Genomic DNA, 16447 nt, shown 5'->3' with positions numbered 1-16447 from the left:
CCAATAAGCCGCTTATAGAATTAGTAAAGCGTTTAGGATGATGTAGCACTTATTTTTATTGCTTTACCTTTTTTTAAATATTGTTTCTAACCTAGGAAGTTATATGCCTAACTGGCCACCAGATCCCAATAAACGTCCTGATAATTCGGTCAACCAGCCTGTACCTCTGCAGCAGCAGCCAAGTGGTCAAGAATGGCGTCTTATCGAAAACACTTTACTAGCCAGTATACAAGAGCAACGTCGCGCGCGGCGCTGGAGTATTTTCTTTAAACTGCTGACTTTTGGCTACATCCTACTGATATTTTTGACCCTCGGACGTGGTTGCAGCAGCAGTGCACCAACCGGACTTGAAGGTGTCGATACTAGTAAACCACACTTAGCGGTAGTTGAGCTACAAGGCACTATCAGTAGTGGTGATGTGGCTAATGCTTATGATGTTAGCAAAGCCTTGACTCAGGCGTTTGAGAACCCTAATTCAAAAGCAGTAGCACTCGATATCAATTCGCCAGGGGGCTCGCCAGTACAGTCTGATGAAATCTGGCAAACGATGAGGGATTTGCGTAAAGAATATCCTGATAAAAAACTCTATGCGGTAATCGGTGATATTGGCGCATCAGGCGCTTACTATATTGCCTCTGCTGCTGATGAGATATATGTTAATCCTTCCAGCTTAGTTGGCTCGATAGGGGTCATTATGCCGAGCTACAATATTGAAGGGTTAATGGATAAAGTCGGGGTTAAAGATCGTACTATCACTGCTGGTGAGTATAAAGATATTTTAAGCTTAAGCCGTCCGCTTACTGATTATGAAGAAAAGCATGTCGAAAGTGTGTTGGCTAATACTCATAAACACTTTATAAATGCTGTAAAAGAAGGTCGTGGTAATCGTCTTAAAGATCCAGAAAAGAATAAACTATTCTCAGGACTGTTCTGGACTGGCGAGCAGTCTATTGCATTAGGTTTAGCAGACAAAACTGGTAGTATTGCCAGCTTAGAGAAAAAATTAGAGCTGAATAATGTAGTAAATTATACCCCAACGGATCCATTCCGCTCGTTTATGGATCGCTTTGCGGTACAGATGGGTGCAGGAGTAGGGTCGAGTATCAACTTCGATATCTTACCTAAAGAAGAAAATAACGCGCAAATGCGCTAATAGATGTGCTGATAAAGCTGAGCTATGGATAATAGCTCAGCTTTTTAGTGTCTAGCAGTTCAACAAGCTATAATCAGTTGATGGGTCACAAATATTGTTAGCATTGATTGCTATTGACCGTTATATTTTCCATGATAGCCCATGAGTATAATTTAAGTTTAGTGAGAATAGTCTATGAGTATTATTAATGCGCAGAGCTTCGCTGCCCTTGCTGTATCAAAAAAAACCAACAAGCCAGTTATCCATTTTGCTCATGCTAACGGTATGCCAAGCCCAGTCTATAAAGCGTTCTTCGCTGAGTTAGAGGCTTTTTTTACTATCGAATACATCGCTATGCTAGGTAACCATCCTGACTATCCGGTTGATAATCATTGGCGCAGCTTAACTCAGCAAGTGGTCGATAGCGTAAAAGCTACTTGTGAGGATCATCAGGTATCGCAAGTAGTCGCTGTTGGTCATTCGCTTGGCGCTATGTGTACCCTACAAGCATTGTATCGTGCGCCGCAATACTTTAACCAAGCGGTATTGATGGATCCGCCTTGGCTGTATGGCAAGATTAGCTTGTTATGGCACTTAGCTAAGACTACAGATAGATTACCGCTGATGAATCATCGTTTGATGGATAAGTTATCGCTAGCTGGCATCTCCAAAAAGCGCCGTGACGTTTGGGAGAGTCGTGAGGATGCTCATGATAAGCTACGTGGCAAAGGCTTTTTTAAGGACTTTGATGAACGCAGTTTTGCCGGTTATATCGAGCACGGCTTACACCAGCGCGCGGATGGCAAAGTTACTTTAGCGATTCCTAAAGCCAGTGAAGTTGCAGTATTCCGTACTAACCCTTCGCTGTATTGGCTAAAGCCAAACCATAGTCCTAAGCCACCAGTAACGCTTATCATTGGTGAAGATAGTATTTTTTTAAAGCGCAAGTTCCCCCAGCAAATAAAAGCGCGCTTGGGCATTCCTTATCAGACTCATAAGGGGGGTCATATGTTCCCATTAGAGCACCCAGAGTCAGTATCTGCGCAAGTACTACAGGTCATTGCTCAACAAATAGCTTGATAAATAAAGCCTATAACTTCACTACTGTTTCTATCGTTTTATTGTTCTGTCGCTTTGATAGACTTTACTGACAGATAGCTATCTACTGAATTTTTGAGTGACCATGCTATGCCCAATTCTCCTAAAGACCGTCTTGAGGTTATAAGCGCACCAATTAGTGGAGGCTTAACGCCGTCACCATTGTTTTCACGCTTTGGCGTAGCTGCCTTAATAATCGGCATGGTAATAGCGTTTTTTATTAGCCAGTTAATAGGCGTCTATGGGGCTGGTAAACTACTGTTACCTGCTGATAAGTCGTTAAGCTTAGGTGACCTCTTTTATTTTGGTAGTAGTGATGGCACTATAGTCAGTCTTTCAGTAATCGTTAGCTGCATGTTAATAGCATTACTAATCATCGTTATTATCTGCCTAAAAAAAGCCGATCTGAGGCAGTATTTGGCGCTCAAACCATTTTCTTGGACGCTAGGGATAGGGATGTTTAGCCTGCTACTGATATTTATGGTGGCTTCTCAGGCGTTGACTTACTGGTTAGACAAGTCACCATCAGATTTTGTAGATCCTTTATATCACTCGGTAAGCTCAGTGGGGTTGTTAGTTTTTGCGCTAGTGATTGTGGCGCCAATTTATGAAGAGTTGGTATTTCGCGGTATACTTTGGCAGGCTATTAGTGAGCAATTCACAAAAAGCAATTTAGAGTCACAGCCAACAGGGCATCCACAGCAAAAACCAACCGTCAAAGGCGCGCTAATAGCCAGTATTTTGACTAGTCTAATCTTTGCCGTTATTCACTTGCAGTATGGCATTTATGAGATCAGTACTATCGTATTGCTGGCTTTGATATTCTGCTACGCTCGTTATAAATCAGCATCATTGCTACTGCCGATACTGCTGCACATTATCAATAATGGGGCAGCAATGTGGCTTTATTTGTCGCAAGTAAGCTGACGCTGCTCTTGTTGCTGGATGTGTTGCTGGGTTTGGACCAGTTAGCTAAGCATCAGGGTTTAACGCTAGTACTTCATCAGCGGCTTTTTCAATATCGGCAATAGTCAAACTAGGCTTGCCACTCAATGCCTGTCGCCAGCGCCGTGCACCACTCAACCCTTGAAACAAGCCTAGATAGTGCCGTGCCATAGTCGATAGGGGCTCACCTTCAGCCACTTGCGCGCGCAGATGTGGATATAGCTGTTGCAAAATCTCGGAACGTTTAGGTATCGGCTGATCCCATAAACTATTGGTCTCTGCTAATAGATAAGGATTATGATAAAAAGCCCGCCCAATCATTACCCCATCGATATGTTGTAGATGAGACTGAACCTCTTCTATAGTCTCAATACCACCATTGATTTCTATTATCAGCTCAGGATAGTCCTGCTTAAGACGATAAACATCCTCGTAACGCAGCGGCGGAATTTCGCGGTTCTGTTTAGGGCTAAGCCCTTGCAGCCAAGCGGTACGAGCATGGACGATAAAACGTTTACAACCAGCTTCGGCAACCGTCTCTACGAACTGCGCCATAAACTCATAGCTATCAAAATCATCAATACCGATGCGATGTTTGACCGTCACCGGGATATCAACAGCTGCTTGCATATGCTTGACTAAGTCAGCTACAGTATTCGGCTCAGCCATCAAACAAGCCCCGATCTTATTATGCTGCACCCGATCTGATGGGCAGCCAACATTAATATTGACCTCATCATAGCTATGCTGTTGAGCAAACTCGGCACATTGCGTCATCTCATTGATGTCAGCGCCACCAAGCTGCAACACTACAGGATGCTCTTGTTGAAAAAAGCGTAAGTGGCGTTCACGATTGCCATACAGCAAGGCTCCAGTGCTGATCATCTCAGTATAAAGATAAACTTGCGGGTTAAACAATCGAGCAAAATATCGATAATCTGTGGTAGTCCAATCTATCATCGGGGCGACTGACAAGCGCTTGTTAGTCATATCAACGGTCATTATAGACAGTCCTTTTAATACTTAGTAGTTTCAGTTTATTAGCGAATATTCAAGGTTTGATAGCGGCTTAAATAATTTTATTTATTTGCTTAAATTCAGGTAAGCGATAAAAATAAAGTCCCATGATAATGCCAATTAAACCAATAAAGGCAATATAGAGTGCGGGGGAGAAGCTGACAATTAGCGTGGCATAACCAAGGCCAAATGGAACTAAGGCACCCACAATGGCGTACATTATATTATAAGAAAAGGCAAAACCGGTTGAGCGTACATTGGTTGGAAATAACTGCACAAAGATCGCGGGTATCATACCTATAATACCGGCAAAAAAACCTAGCAGTGCATACATGATCAAAATGTAATCGCCACCAGCTTGTAGATGATAATAAAAAGCGAATATTTGACCGATCAATAACACACAGCCAATGACCAAAATTCTACCAAAGTTTTCGTAGTTAGATATTAGCCCATAAAAAATACAGCCAAAAATCATAAAAATAATACCAAGACCATGTGAGAACTCGAACAAGTCGCTATCTAAAGCGAAGCGTAGCTCAATAAGATCAGGCAGGATAAGAATGACTACAGTAGTGACACTAGCAATGATTAAAGTGAGCATTAAACCGACAAATATAGAATGTTTGCAATGCTTAAAGAGTAGGGTAAAAGGTCTTTCGATATGATCAGCAGGTCTTAATGTTTTCATAGCCAAGAAAAACGGAGATTCACTGACAAAACGCCAAGTTAATAATGGCAAAAAGCTTAATGTCGCTGCGACTATAAAGGGAATGCGCCAGCCATAATCGATAAGCTGATCGGGACTCATAGAACCTGTTAGCCAGGCAAAGAAAGCATTAGAAAATAGCACCCCTACAAAAAAGCTGGCCGAGACATAGCTACAGCCAACAGATAGGTATTGTCTAGGAAGATGTTCAGCAATGAAGATCCAAGTTAAAGGTACAAAGACGCCAAACGCCATTCCTTGTACTAGCCGTAACAAGATAAATAAAATCGGTGCTGCTAAGCCCCATTGTTGATAAGTAGGTAAGCATGCCATAGCCAGTAAGCTACTAGCAGTAATAAGCATAGTAGTAAATAATACTGGTTTTCGACCTATAGTATCACCATAACGACCAAAAAAAATGCCACCAAGAGGGCGTGCTAAATAACCAACCGAAAACAAGCCCAGTCCTTGTAATTTGTTAATACTTGGATCTATATTGGCTGGGAAAAAAGTAAGAGAGATAAAGTCTGCCATATATAAATAAATCAGAAAGTCAAAAAATACTACGGCACTACTAGAGCAGATAAATAGCACCATGTTTTTGTCTTTAGAAGACATCAACGCATATTGAGGACGGGAAGGCATTGTATCGTTTATCCATATATCAAAATAATAATGGCGCTCATTAACCTTATGCTAATGAGCGCAGTCGTAAACTATAAGAGCTATAAACAAGGTAAGTATTTATAGCTCGGTAAATCAATTGAAAGTATCTTATCTAAATAATGTCAGCTATCAACTATAGTAACCAATCGATAGGTAACCAAGACATAATAGTCAGCCAAACATGGTCGGTAATATCAACTTTTGGTTCCGCTCCATAAATTACTTCTTGGCCATTCTCGATGGTATGCCACTGCAACGCACCACTATCTAATATTTTGACTTCATAGGCTTGACCTAATAGATCATCACTGAGCGCTTCGTGCAATTGGTGTGCCAGCTCATCATCATTAATAATGACTCCCATTTCAGTATTAATATTAGCAGAGCGGGGGTCAACATTATAGGAGCCAATAAACACTTGGTGGTCGTCAATAGCAAAAGTCTTAGCATGTAAACTAGTTGATGATTGGCTACGAGCTTTCCACAGCTTGTTTTCACGCTTGTCTTCACTGGCAGTTGACTTCAACTCATATATTTTTATACCAGCGCGCAGCATTTTAGGTCGCCACTGGCTATAACCAGAATGCACAGCCGTCACGTCAGTGGCATCGAATGAGTTGGTCAATATTTTTATATCGATACCAGCGTTAGCCAATTTAACTAAAGTATCTACGCCATCTTTAGTAGGGACAAAATACGATGAGATAATAGTCAACTGTTTAGTGGGGCGCCCAAGCAGTGTGCGCAGCTGCTGTACTAAATTAGTACTAGCAGGCACACTCTTAGTGAGTTTGCCGACATCATCACCCAAAAACTGCATGTCTGTCCAACGAAAAGGCACACGTTTATTGATTAAGTCAGTATCAATAGAAGAGTCTTCAATAGCCGTCTTATACATTGATAAGCTGCTACGCAGCTCATTATCTGTATCGCCTTTAATTTTATCTAAAGCCGGCAAAAATTCTTTAGTAGTGTTTTTGTCTAGGGTGACTAAAGTTTCGATATCAAAAGAGATAGGCGCTGACCAATAGCTTGCAAAACTATTATCAATGTCAGCGACGACTTTACCTATAAGTAAGACATCTAAGTCAGCAAATTGACTGCTTTGATCGTTGCTTAGGTACTCATCACCGATATTTCGACCGCCGATGATAGTGATTTGCTTATCAAAAGTCATGCTTTTATTGTGCATACGTCGATTGATACGTGGCAAACCAGTAACGAAGTTCAAAGCTTGAAACTTGCGATACATCAGGGGATTAATAATACGCACGGCAATATTGGGATGACTAGCAAAGCGTAATAAATGCTGATCAAACTTGGCCGTATTGTTAAAATCATCCAGCAGTAAGCGTACAATGACCCCGCGCTCAGCTGCTTCCCATAAGTCTTTTAGCAGCAGTTGACCGGCTTGGTCATCGTGCCAAATATAATATTGCACATCAATATTACGAGTAGCCATACCCGTTAAGATGCTGCGAGCGGCAAAAGCATTAGCCCCAGTCACAATAGGATGGTAGCCAGATAAATCAGGGTGAATCTCATTTTGAGAACTGATGGCACTTACTAAATCTGTATCAGCACCTATTATCCCTTTAATAGGTCGCTGAGGCTGATCTTGCTGATATAACGCACTGACTCGAGCGGATAGCTGTTGGCTTTCAAAGAGATGCGGTTGTTTAGGTAAGATTTGGCAACCAGTCACCCCTAAGCCCAGTGCCATCACAAGAGTTAGCGATAGTTTTCTAGGGTTTATAATCAATGTTGACATAATAGGTTTACCTCAAATAGCTTCAGCAGTATTTATTAGTGAATGTTCAACACGCCCTAGTGTTTGTGCCATTTTTTATTAGAGTTATAAGGGTTATAATAACACTGCTGGTAGGGTAAATGTCAGCGCTGGCAAGCTTAGCAGTTGTAGCAACATCTGCCTATTATAAATACGTTAATTTTACTAAGGGCAACTATGAGTTTCAGCTTTAAGCTAATTTACAGTTGTTAGTTTAACCGCCCACTTAACAACTCAGTCCGTCAAACAATAGAGCAGCAAACTAGCCCTATAGCTTCCATTTTAGCTAGCATGGCTAAGGTAGAAAAATCGCTGATGTACTTATACTGCTTACAAGCTACAAGTGAATAATGGCTAAAAAACCACTGAAGAATGAGGAAACTATGACTCATCAGCTAGGCAAAGAGTTATTATCACTTAAGGTATGTTCAGTTGCTCTTGGGCTAGGGCTGCTATCAGCATGCAGCCTAAAAACAGAAGTGCCTCCAATCAATCCTAATCCTACTGACGAAATCATTATTTATGGATCTCTACCTTCAGACCAAGGGTTAGATCTACAGATGACAGCGCGCTTTGAGTCTACCAACAAACGTTGTGGCAACTACGTTGACATCTCGCATGTATATCAGCTTAGCGAAACCCTAAGTATTAAGTTGGAAAAAAACGCTAATCAATATCGAGCACATTTTTTTCGCGATGCCATTATGAAAGGGAAGTGTGATTGGGCTTTGATCTATGTTGAAACTAAATTGACTCATAAACAGGCTGGCAATAACTGGGATAAGTTTTATAACCCCACCGCCAAGGACTTGGCGACCAAGCGCTTTGCCAGTACAATGTATAATCAAGAAGATCATCTATTCAAAATAGAGTGCGCATTAGAGGCTGATAGTGGGTCAGACAGTAATAGTCACTCACCGGCTAATAAAGCTCTACAATGCCAAGGTCCAGCAGTGTTTTTGATGCCTGAAATTCACAGGTATCAAGTGGACTACTATTATTCTGAAGGTTTATAGATGATTGATAAATAGCGACATGATATGATGAAACAGCCTTTAATTCACTGAGTTATTTATGGGCGAAAAATAAAAACATATCAAGGTGGAGCCTGTTGAACAACTGACCACAGCAGTATTTAGTTGTGAGTGTTCGACAGGTTCTAGTCAAAATTAACAGTAATGGATTATTTATGAGTAAGTCGCAAGTGCAAGAAGATAGCAATTTAGATCCAAACTGGCGCTCTGATGCTTTAGACCTAAGCCTAGATTATGGGATGCAAACTATCGCCGTACGTGCAGGACAGCATCGTACTGACGAAGGCGAACATTCTGAGGCGATTTTTACTACTAGCTCCTATGTCTATAGCTCAGCGGATGACGCGGCAGGACATTTTGATGGTACGAAGACTGGTAACGTTTATTCACGTCATACTAACCCTAGTGTACGTACCTTTGAGCGTCGATTGGCCGCTTTAGAGAATGGCGAACGTGCGGTAGCTACAGCTTCTGGTATGGGCGCAATTTTGACTATGTGTATGGCTTATCTAAAAGCCGGCGATCATTTATTAGCTGCTAATCAACTGTTTGGCTCATCGATTGGTTTGTTTAATAACTATATGGCTAAGTTTGGCGTTGAAGTCAGTTACGTTGATTGCTTCGATAATGAGGCGTGGGCCAATGCTATACAGCCTAATACTAAGCTTATCTATTGTGAGAGTCCCAGCAATCCGTTAGCGCAAATATGCGATATTGGCTTTTTGAGTGAGCTGTGCAAAGCTAATAACATTTTATTAGTGGTCGATAATTGCTTTGGTTCCCCAGCTATTCAGCGCCCCTTAGATCTAGGGGCGGATGTGGTTATTCATTCCGCTACTAAATATCTTGATGGTCAAGGCCGAGTCCTTGGCGGTGCGCTAGTGGGTAGTGATGCATTGATGCAAGAAGCCTTTACTGTAGTACGCTCAGGGGGTATCAGTATGAGCCCATTTAATGCATGGGTGTTTACTAAAGGCCTTGAGACCTTAAAATTACGTATGCAAGCGCATTGCAGCAATGCCAATCAAGTGGCGCAGTTCTTAGACAGTCATCCTAAAGTAACTACCGTACATTTCTCAGGATTACCTAGTCATCCAGCGCATGAGTTGGCCAAACGCCAGCATCATATGAAGGATGGTTTTGGCGCTATTATGGGCTTTGAAGTTGCTGCCACTGCTAGTCTGGATGCCAAAGCGGCCGCTTGGCACGTTATTGACTCAACTAATATGATATCTATTACTAATAACTTGGGCGATACCAAAACCACCATTACTCACCCAGCGACTACTACCCACTTTCGTTTGACTGCTGAAGCTCGTGCTGAAGCTGGGGTGAAAGATGGCTTGATTCGTCTGTCAGTAGGGCTAGAAGATGTTGAAGATATCATCAAAGATTTGGCGCGCGGTTTAGACAGTTTGTAAAGATTGCTTTACAGTTGCTATCAGATAACTGCTATCCGATAATTGCTGTTAATGCTGTAGTTGAGGGGACAATAAAGCCGAGTTTAGCTTTAAAAAGCTAAAGGTAATCACCATATCAGCTCTGTTAAACCAGTGCCCCAAACCAATAAAAATTTCTTACTATCTAAATGTTATTTAACTATTATCTAATTATCATCAATTAAGAGGCTATTATGAATATTCAAGCATTAATGCAACAAGCACAAACTATGCAAAAAAAAGTAGAAGCTAATGTTGAAACCGCCAAAAAAGAATTGGCTAATAAAGAAGTGCATGCTGAAGCGGGTAGTGGTCTAGTAAAAGTTACTATGACTGGTCGTCATGTGGTCAAGCGTTTGACTATTGATCCTAGTCTATTAGAAGATGAGCCAGATATGATCGAAGACTTGATCGCTGCTGCTATCAATGATGCGGTTCGTCAAGCTGACGAGTTATATGAGCAAACCATGACTGGCGCAACTTCAGGTATGGGCTTGCCACCAGGTATGCAAGGTATGTTCTAAAGCACAGTACTTAAAGTTGAACTTACAGTTGAACTATAAGTTAAGGTTTGAGCGCTAAGTGGTTGCAAATACTAACTATTGAAGTCAAAAATGGGGTTGTTATCGACAGGATACGACCCCATTTTTATAGCTGCAAAACGAAATTTATTGATTCTATTTAAAGACAAATAATGTAAAGATAAACAAAGGAAGATACTTTGCTTACCCCAAAATTTGATCAGTTAGTTAAGCAGTTGCGGATTTTACCTGGTGTGGGTCAAAAGAGTGCTCAGCGTATGGCGCTACATTTATTGACCAAAAAACGCCCGCAAGGGATGGCGTTAGCCCAAGCGCTTGATGAGGCAATGCGAGATATCATTGAGTGCCAGCGCTGCCATAGTTTCAGTGATGATCCTATCTGCCCGCTGTGCCAAGACCCAAGGCGAGATGACAATCTATTATGTGTAGTCGAGACTGCTGCTGATGTCATGGCTATTGAACAAACGGCTGGCTATCGCGGTCGCTATTTTGTATTAGGTGGTCATCTGTCACCTATTGATGGTATCAGTGCTGATGATCTAAATATTGATCAGCTAGTTTGGCGGGTCAAGCAAGAGCCTGTCGAGGAGCTGATATTAGCTACAGGTACTACGGTTGAAGGGCAGACCACGGCGCACTTTATTAGTGAAGCGGTCAGTCGCCATGTCAATAAAGTAACTCGTCTAGCGCAAGGGGTACCGATGGGCGGTGAGCTTGAGTATTTAGATAGCATGACTTTAGGGCAAGCGCTACAAAACCGCTCCTTTTTGTAGCAAGCCAATCAATAGCGATTCTAGACTTTATTTATATCTGTAATGGTTAGCGCTTTGTTAGTCAGCCTGTTGCCAAGTCATAATCAACTAGCGATGCCTAATCATCAATGTCTAGTTGTGAATGTTCAACAGGCGCTAATATTGCTATAATAAAATCACTATTCTCTCTTATCTAAGCAGGTATCTGCCCGTGTTAACCCCTCTAGCCGCCGTAAACCCTCAAGACCCTTCTGCTATTACTGAAAACCCTACGTTAGTCCCTTCTGTCGTTGAGCCGGATATTGATGCTCTGTTAGATATCGCCGATGAAGTGGCAGTCACCTGGATTCGTGAGCAGTCGCAGCTGGATGAAGTTATCAAGGCTTTACAAGGTTGCGGGCGAGTAGCGCTAGATACTGAATTTATCAAGCGCGATACTTATTATCCACGCTTAGCGTTAGTGCAGCTTAATACTGGTAACCATATTTATTTATTGGATGCCCCGCAGCTACAATTGGGTGAGTTTTGGCAAGCGGTTAGCGAAGTAGATATTGCTATTTGGCATGCTTGCGGAGAGGACTTAGGTATCTTCTATTTACTCTCTGACTGCCCGCCATTAACCAATATTTTTGACACTCAAATCGCTTTGTCTTATCTGACCGGGCAACTACAAATGGGCTATCAGCAAGCGCTTGATGACCAGCTCGATATGCATATCGATAAGGAGCAAAGCCAATCCGATTGGTTGCGTCGGCCATTATCTGATGAGCAAGAGCAATACGCCATCGATGATGTGCGTTTTTTACCAGCGCTTTATTTGAGTATCGAATACGCCTTGAAGTCGCAAGGACTGTACGATTATGTCTGGGCTGACTGTCAGCTGTATGCCGCTGAGCTTTATGCGGCGCAACATGTAGCAGATGACGAGATGTATTTAACTATGGCGGATTATCGTTATAACTCTCAGCAAATGGCCGTCTTGCAAGCAGTAGCCACATGGCGTGAAGAGCTAGCACGCTCCACTAACCAGCCCCGTACTTTTGTGATAAAAAAACAAGCTGTCCGCGAGATAATTACCGAGAATCCTTCTAGCCTGCGCGAATTGGCGCACAAAACTACTATCCATCGTAGTATGCTGCGTCTATACGGTGAGGAGTTACTCAAAATAATTACTGATGCCAAAGGGCTATCCGCCGTTGAACATCCCGCTTGTTTACCAGCTCCTTATCGCTCTAAAAACAAAATACTCTCCAAAGCGGTCCAAGATGCTATTGCTGAGCGTGCTGAGCAAATTGGTGTACCAGAAAATGTACTAATACGTAAGAAATGGCTCAGTCAGTTATATGAAGTTATCGCTTATAGTAAGGATTGGGTAGAGTTACCTCAAGGCTTAAAAGGCTGGCGTAATCAATGGGTGACTCAAACTCTAATCCCAGTGATCGAAACCCATAAGGCTGAGTTAAAACAAGGCATGGGTGTCAAAGGCTAACTATAATCAATTAAGCATTAGCTGAGCTTTGATTAGCGTTTAAACTGGCCGTTTTTTAAAAAGTAGCTGGTTTGCTGCGCCACCTCACTATTGACTAACATGCCAGTATGCGACACTGGCATAATTAAGTGATCGGCAGCGGTAATCAACTTAGTTTCTGCAACATATACTGTGCCATCATGAGCACGATAGTTATCCAATAGTGGGTGATTTTGTCTCTGTAGTTTGCGGTTATGATACTGCAGTAACAGCTGACCTAAACCTTGTGGTTTGTCACCAGCAATCACTCCTAAACTGATATTGTCAGGTAACGGCGCAACCGTCCCATCCAAGGCATCCAAATAAGATTTGCCTACCACAGCAGGAGCCAGACCCCAAATATAATCAGCGCAGATGCTGCCAAGATGCGGTGTCCCTAGTGTCACGCACTGGCTAATCTGCCAATGCGGGTAATAACTGACAAAATCACGAATAATTAAACCGCCTAAGCTATGACCCACCAAATCTAACGGTTGTTTTGGATCATGATGGGTTTGCAGCCAAGCATTTAAGCGCTGACTGTTTACAGCAATGCTATCGCGCATACTACGATAGCCGTATTGATGGGTATCAAAACCTTGAGCTTGTAAGCGCTTGGCTAAGGGACGCATAATAAAAGGAGCTTGATGCAAGCCATGAATAAGAATGACGCGGTTTTTTTGGCTCATATTAATATCCATAAATAGTGATTAATAGATTATAACGCTATATAGTTAGAGTAATAAACAAAATAAAACCTCCAAATCAGCTGCTGATTTGGAGGTTTTTGTTATTAAATAAAGAGGATTATTGCTAGGATCTAGGATAACCGCTTACATATAGTTTTCGATAGCTGGGCAAGAACACATCAAGTTTTTATCGCCATAAGCGTCATCAATACGAGCCACACTTGGCCAGAATTTATGCTCGCGTACATAAGCTAATGGGAAAGCAGCAACTTCACGGCTATACGGATGTGACCACTCACCATCAGTAATCATAGCAGCAGTATGCGGGGCGTTAACCAATGGATTGTCTTCTAAAGTCCAACCCTCATCACCAGATTTGACTTTTTCAGCTTCAGCACGGATAGTAATTAGCGCATCAATAAAGCGATCTAACTCTTCTTTTGATTCAGACTCAGTAGGCTCAATCATCAAGGTACCTGATACTGGGAAGCTCATCGTTGGCGCATGGAAACCATAATCCATCAAGCGCTTAGCAATATCGCTTTCACTGATACCAGTGGCTTCTTTTAACGGACGAATATCGATGATACATTCGTGAGCTACGCGGCCGCTTTTACCCGTATAAAGAATAGGATAACTGCCTTTGAGCTTATCAGCGACATAGTTGGCGTTCAATAAGGCGAGGTTAGTCGCTTTTAGTAAACCATCACGGCCCATCATGGCAATATACATCCATGAAATCGGTAAGATACTTGCTGAACCATAAGGGGCGGCTGATACTGCTGAGCTGCCTCTTTGAGCGTTATGTACAGGAATAAGCGTATGGTCAGCCATAAACGGTGCCAAATGCGCTTGCATACCGATAGGACCCATACCTGGACCACCACCACCATGCGGAATACAGAAAGTTTTGTGCAAGTTCATGTGCAAAACATCAGCGCCGACATCAGCGGGTTGCATGATCGCAACCTGAGCATTCATATTGGCACCATCCATATAGACTTGACCGCCATGATTATGAATAAGGTCACAAATCTTGCGAATGCCTTCCTCAAACACCCCATGAGTGGATGGGTAAGTGATCATTAAAGCGCCAAGATTTGCACTATGCTCTTCACACTTAGCAGTCAAATCATCAATATCGATATTACCATTATCATCAGTACTCACGACGACAACTTTCATGCCCATCATAATAGCAGTGGCAGGGTTAGTACCATGCGCTGACTGCGGTATTAGGCAGACATCACGATTTTCTTCGTTACGTGACTCATGATAGCGACGAATAGCTAAGATACCAGCATACTCACCAGAAGCACCAGAGTTGGGCTGCATAGACACATCATCAAAACCAGTGATGGCTTTGAGCTGCTCTTGTAAGCTATCGATCATCTCAATGTAACCACCCATTTGGCTAAGCGGGGCAAACGGATGCACATTAGCGAATTCAGGCCACGTAATAGGGATCATCTCACTAGTAGCATTAAGCTTCATAGTACAGCTACCCAAAGCGATCATACTACGGTTCATCGCCAAATCTTTATCTTCTAAAGACTTTAAGTAACGCAGCATTTCATGCTCAGTATGATGCGAGTTAAATACCGGATGGCTTAAGATATCATCAGTACGTAAATGAGCACTGTCTAATGAAACGCTAGCGGCGGTAGGTAAGTCGTGTGACTTGCTAACGAACAGTTGGGTTAGTACCGCAAAGTCTTGCTGATCGCTAATTTCACTAAAAGAGACAGAAAGCTGAGTATCGCCTAGACGCCATAAGTTATAGCCAACGTTATCAGCATTTTCAAAGATCTGGGTAGCTAGTTTTTCTGAACCACAATCTACCAATACCGTATCGAAGAATTGGTCATGGACTACACTAAGTTGGTTATCTCCATTACCCGTTTTGATCACTTCAGCGAAAGCCGTAGCAAAGGCATGGATACGGGTGGCAATACGCTTAACCCCAGTTGGGCCATGATAGACTGCATACATACCCGCTAAGTTAGCTAGCAATACTTGCGAGGTACAGATGTTGGAGTTGGCTTTTTCGCGGCGGATATGTTGCTCACGAGTTTGTAGCGCCATACGTAGGGCAGTGTTGCCTTGCGCGTCTTTTGATACCCCAATGATACGACCAGGTGCTGAGCGTTTGGCTTTATCAGAAAAAGCAAAATAAGCGGCGTGTGGACCACCGTAACCCATAGGGATACCGAAACGCTGAGTACTCCCTAAAGCCACATCTGCACCCATATCAGCAGGAGACTTGAGCAATACTAAGCTCATGATGTCACTAACTACTGAAGTATAAGTTTTGTTAGCTTTGACAGCGCTGATAACTTCAGTTAAATCTTTAACATCACCTTCACGGCCAACATACTGGAACAACGCACCGAAGTAATCACCAGATTTAGCCAGCTCAAAATCACCTACCACCACTTCAAAACCGAAGTACTTAGCACGAGTACGGATAACGTCTAAGGTTTGGGGATAAACCCGATCATCAACGAAGTATTGCGTGGATTTGCTTTTGCTCATGCGTTTTGACATCGCCATAGCTTCAGCAGCGGCAGTTGCTTCATCAAGTAACGAGGCACCAGCAAGCTCAAGACCAGTTAGATCAATACAAACTTGTTGGAAGTTAAGCAAAGCTTCTAGGCGACCTTGGGCAATTTCTGCTTGGTAAGGCGTATAAGCTGTGTACCAACCTGGATTTTCTAACACGTTGCGCTGAATAACTGCTGGCATGCGTACTGGCGAATAGCCTTGTCCGATGTAGCTCTTATTAACGGTGATCTTGTCTGCCATTAAGCGTAATTTGGCAAGAGCAGCATGCTCACTCATAGCTACTGGTAGCTCTAAATCTTTATGCAAACGTACCGCTTCTGGCACCGTATCATTGATAAAAGTAGCCATGTCGTCATAACCGATAGCACTAAGCAAATCAGCTTGCTTAGTGTCATTAGAGCCTAGATGACGATAGACAAATTCTGCTTCATTAAACAAACCTTCAAAAGTATCAAAGGTAGGAGTTTGCGAGGTAGTCATAATAGTCCTTGTTAGCTTTTACAATACAAGCTATACATATAATAAAAATAGATAAAAAGTAATGAAAACAGATAAAAAGCTTA

General features: G+C 42.4%; 13 protein-coding genes. 8 read left to right on the top strand and 5 right to left on the bottom strand.

The window, feature by feature from the left end; all coding sequences use genetic code 11:
* The first annotated feature begins 103 nt into the window (after positions 1–103).
* From sppA to KZA12_RS04960, 3 genes are all read left to right on the top strand, one after another.
* Positions 104–1153 (top strand): signal peptide peptidase SppA, encoded by a 1050-nt coding sequence (gene sppA, locus KZA12_RS04970; protein WP_201622703.1) that lies wholly within the window; start codon positions 104–106, stop codon positions 1151–1153.
* A 174-nt stretch (positions 1154–1327) separates the two neighbouring features.
* Positions 1328–2212, top strand: a complete 885-nt coding sequence (locus KZA12_RS04965; RefSeq protein WP_218689449.1) for an alpha/beta fold hydrolase — start codon at positions 1328–1330, stop codon at positions 2210–2212.
* Between the two features lie 108 nt (positions 2213–2320).
* Positions 2321–3157: a CPBP family intramembrane glutamic endopeptidase gene (locus KZA12_RS04960; RefSeq protein ID WP_218689448.1), complete on the top strand. Its 837-nt coding sequence runs from the start codon at positions 2321–2323 to the stop codon at positions 3155–3157.
* Between the two features lie 45 nt (positions 3158–3202).
* On the opposite strand, the gene dusA is transcribed toward KZA12_RS04960, so the two are convergent.
* From dusA to KZA12_RS04945, 3 genes are all read right to left on the bottom strand, one after another.
* Entirely contained in the window at positions 3203–4177 is a 975-nt protein-coding gene (gene dusA / locus KZA12_RS04955) for a tRNA dihydrouridine(20/20a) synthase DusA (protein ID WP_218689447.1), read from the bottom strand.
* Between the two features lie 67 nt (positions 4178–4244).
* Positions 4245–5546 carry an MFS transporter gene (locus KZA12_RS04950; RefSeq protein ID WP_218689446.1) on the bottom strand — a complete coding sequence of 434 codons (1302 nt, stop codon included), beginning with the start codon at positions 5544–5546 and terminating at the stop codon, positions 4245–4247.
* Positions 5547–5700: 154 nt separating this feature from the next.
* A complete protein-coding gene (locus tag KZA12_RS04945) occupies positions 5701–7338 on the bottom strand; it encodes a phospholipase D family protein (RefSeq protein WP_218689445.1) in 1638 nt (545 codons plus the stop codon).
* A gap of 401 nt (positions 7339–7739) precedes the next feature.
* On the opposite strand from KZA12_RS04945, the gene KZA12_RS04940 reads away from it, so the two are divergent.
* From KZA12_RS04940 to KZA12_RS04920, 5 genes are all read left to right on the top strand, one after another.
* Positions 7740–8372, top strand: coding sequence for a hypothetical protein (locus KZA12_RS04940; protein WP_218689444.1), 633 nt, complete (start codon positions 7740–7742; stop codon positions 8370–8372).
* Between the two features lie 173 nt (positions 8373–8545).
* Positions 8546–9811, top strand: a complete 1266-nt coding sequence (locus KZA12_RS04935) for an O-succinylhomoserine sulfhydrylase (RefSeq protein WP_218689443.1) — start codon at positions 8546–8548, stop codon at positions 9809–9811.
* Positions 9812–10023: 212 nt separating this feature from the next.
* Complete coding sequence (locus tag KZA12_RS04930; RefSeq protein ID WP_201622695.1) at positions 10024–10353, top strand: YbaB/EbfC family nucleoid-associated protein; 330 nt, start codon at positions 10024–10026, stop codon at positions 10351–10353.
* Between the two features lie 197 nt (positions 10354–10550).
* Entirely contained in the window at positions 10551–11144 is a 594-nt protein-coding gene (gene recR / locus KZA12_RS04925; protein WP_201622694.1) for a recombination mediator RecR, read from the top strand.
* A gap of 190 nt (positions 11145–11334) precedes the next feature.
* A complete protein-coding gene (locus KZA12_RS04920; RefSeq protein WP_373416582.1) occupies positions 11335–12612 on the top strand; it encodes a ribonuclease D in 1278 nt (425 codons plus the stop codon).
* Positions 12613–12644: 32 nt separating this feature from the next.
* On the opposite strand, the gene KZA12_RS04915 is transcribed toward KZA12_RS04920, so the two are convergent.
* Together KZA12_RS04915 and gcvP are read right to left on the bottom strand one after the other, a co-directional pair.
* The gene (locus KZA12_RS04915; RefSeq protein ID WP_218689442.1) at positions 12645–13319 is read right to left on the bottom strand and encodes a triacylglycerol lipase; all 675 of its coding nucleotides are present in this window, start codon (positions 13317–13319) and stop codon (positions 12645–12647) included.
* Positions 13320–13463: 144 nt separating this feature from the next.
* Positions 13464–16364, bottom strand: a complete 2901-nt coding sequence (gcvP, locus tag KZA12_RS04910) for an aminomethyl-transferring glycine dehydrogenase (protein WP_218689441.1) — start codon at positions 16362–16364, stop codon at positions 13464–13466.
* Positions 16365–16447 lie beyond the last annotated feature (83 nt).

Origin of the sequence: Psychrobacter sp. BF1 (assembly GCF_019279065.1) — a bacterium.
In the GTDB taxonomy this organism is placed as follows: domain Bacteria; phylum Pseudomonadota; class Gammaproteobacteria; order Pseudomonadales; family Moraxellaceae; genus Psychrobacter; species Psychrobacter urativorans.
This window is presented reverse-complemented; position numbering and strand designations above follow the sequence as displayed.

What these genes read in the sequence shown, in the direction of transcription:
- sppA (WP_201622703.1), top strand. Translation starts at nt 104, where the DNA reads ATGCCTAACTGGCCACCAGATCCCAATAAACGTCCTGATAATTCGGTC.
- KZA12_RS04965 (WP_218689449.1), top strand. Translation starts at nt 1,328, where the DNA reads ATGAGTATTATTAATGCGCAGAGCTTCGCTGCCCTTGCTGTATCAAAA.
- KZA12_RS04960 (WP_218689448.1), top strand. Translation starts at nt 2,321, where the DNA reads ATGCCCAATTCTCCTAAAGACCGTCTTGAGGTTATAAGCGCACCAATT.
- dusA (WP_218689447.1), bottom strand. Translation starts at nt 4,177, where the DNA reads ATGACCGTTGATATGACTAACAAGCGCTTGTCAGTCGCCCCGATGATA.
- KZA12_RS04950 (WP_218689446.1), bottom strand. Translation starts at nt 5,546, where the DNA reads ATGCCTTCCCGTCCTCAATATGCGTTGATGTCTTCTAAAGACAAAAAC.
- KZA12_RS04945 (WP_218689445.1), bottom strand. Translation starts at nt 7,338, where the DNA reads ATGTCAACATTGATTATAAACCCTAGAAAACTATCGCTAACTCTTGTG.
- KZA12_RS04940 (WP_218689444.1), top strand. Translation starts at nt 7,740, where the DNA reads ATGACTCATCAGCTAGGCAAAGAGTTATTATCACTTAAGGTATGTTCA.
- KZA12_RS04935 (WP_218689443.1), top strand. Translation starts at nt 8,546, where the DNA reads ATGAGTAAGTCGCAAGTGCAAGAAGATAGCAATTTAGATCCAAACTGG.
- KZA12_RS04930 (WP_201622695.1), top strand. Translation starts at nt 10,024, where the DNA reads ATGAATATTCAAGCATTAATGCAACAAGCACAAACTATGCAAAAAAAA.
- KZA12_RS04915 (WP_218689442.1), bottom strand. Translation starts at nt 13,319, where the DNA reads ATGAGCCAAAAAAACCGCGTCATTCTTATTCATGGCTTGCATCAAGCT.
- gcvP (WP_218689441.1), bottom strand. Translation starts at nt 16,364, where the DNA reads ATGACTACCTCGCAAACTCCTACCTTTGATACTTTTGAAGGTTTGTTT.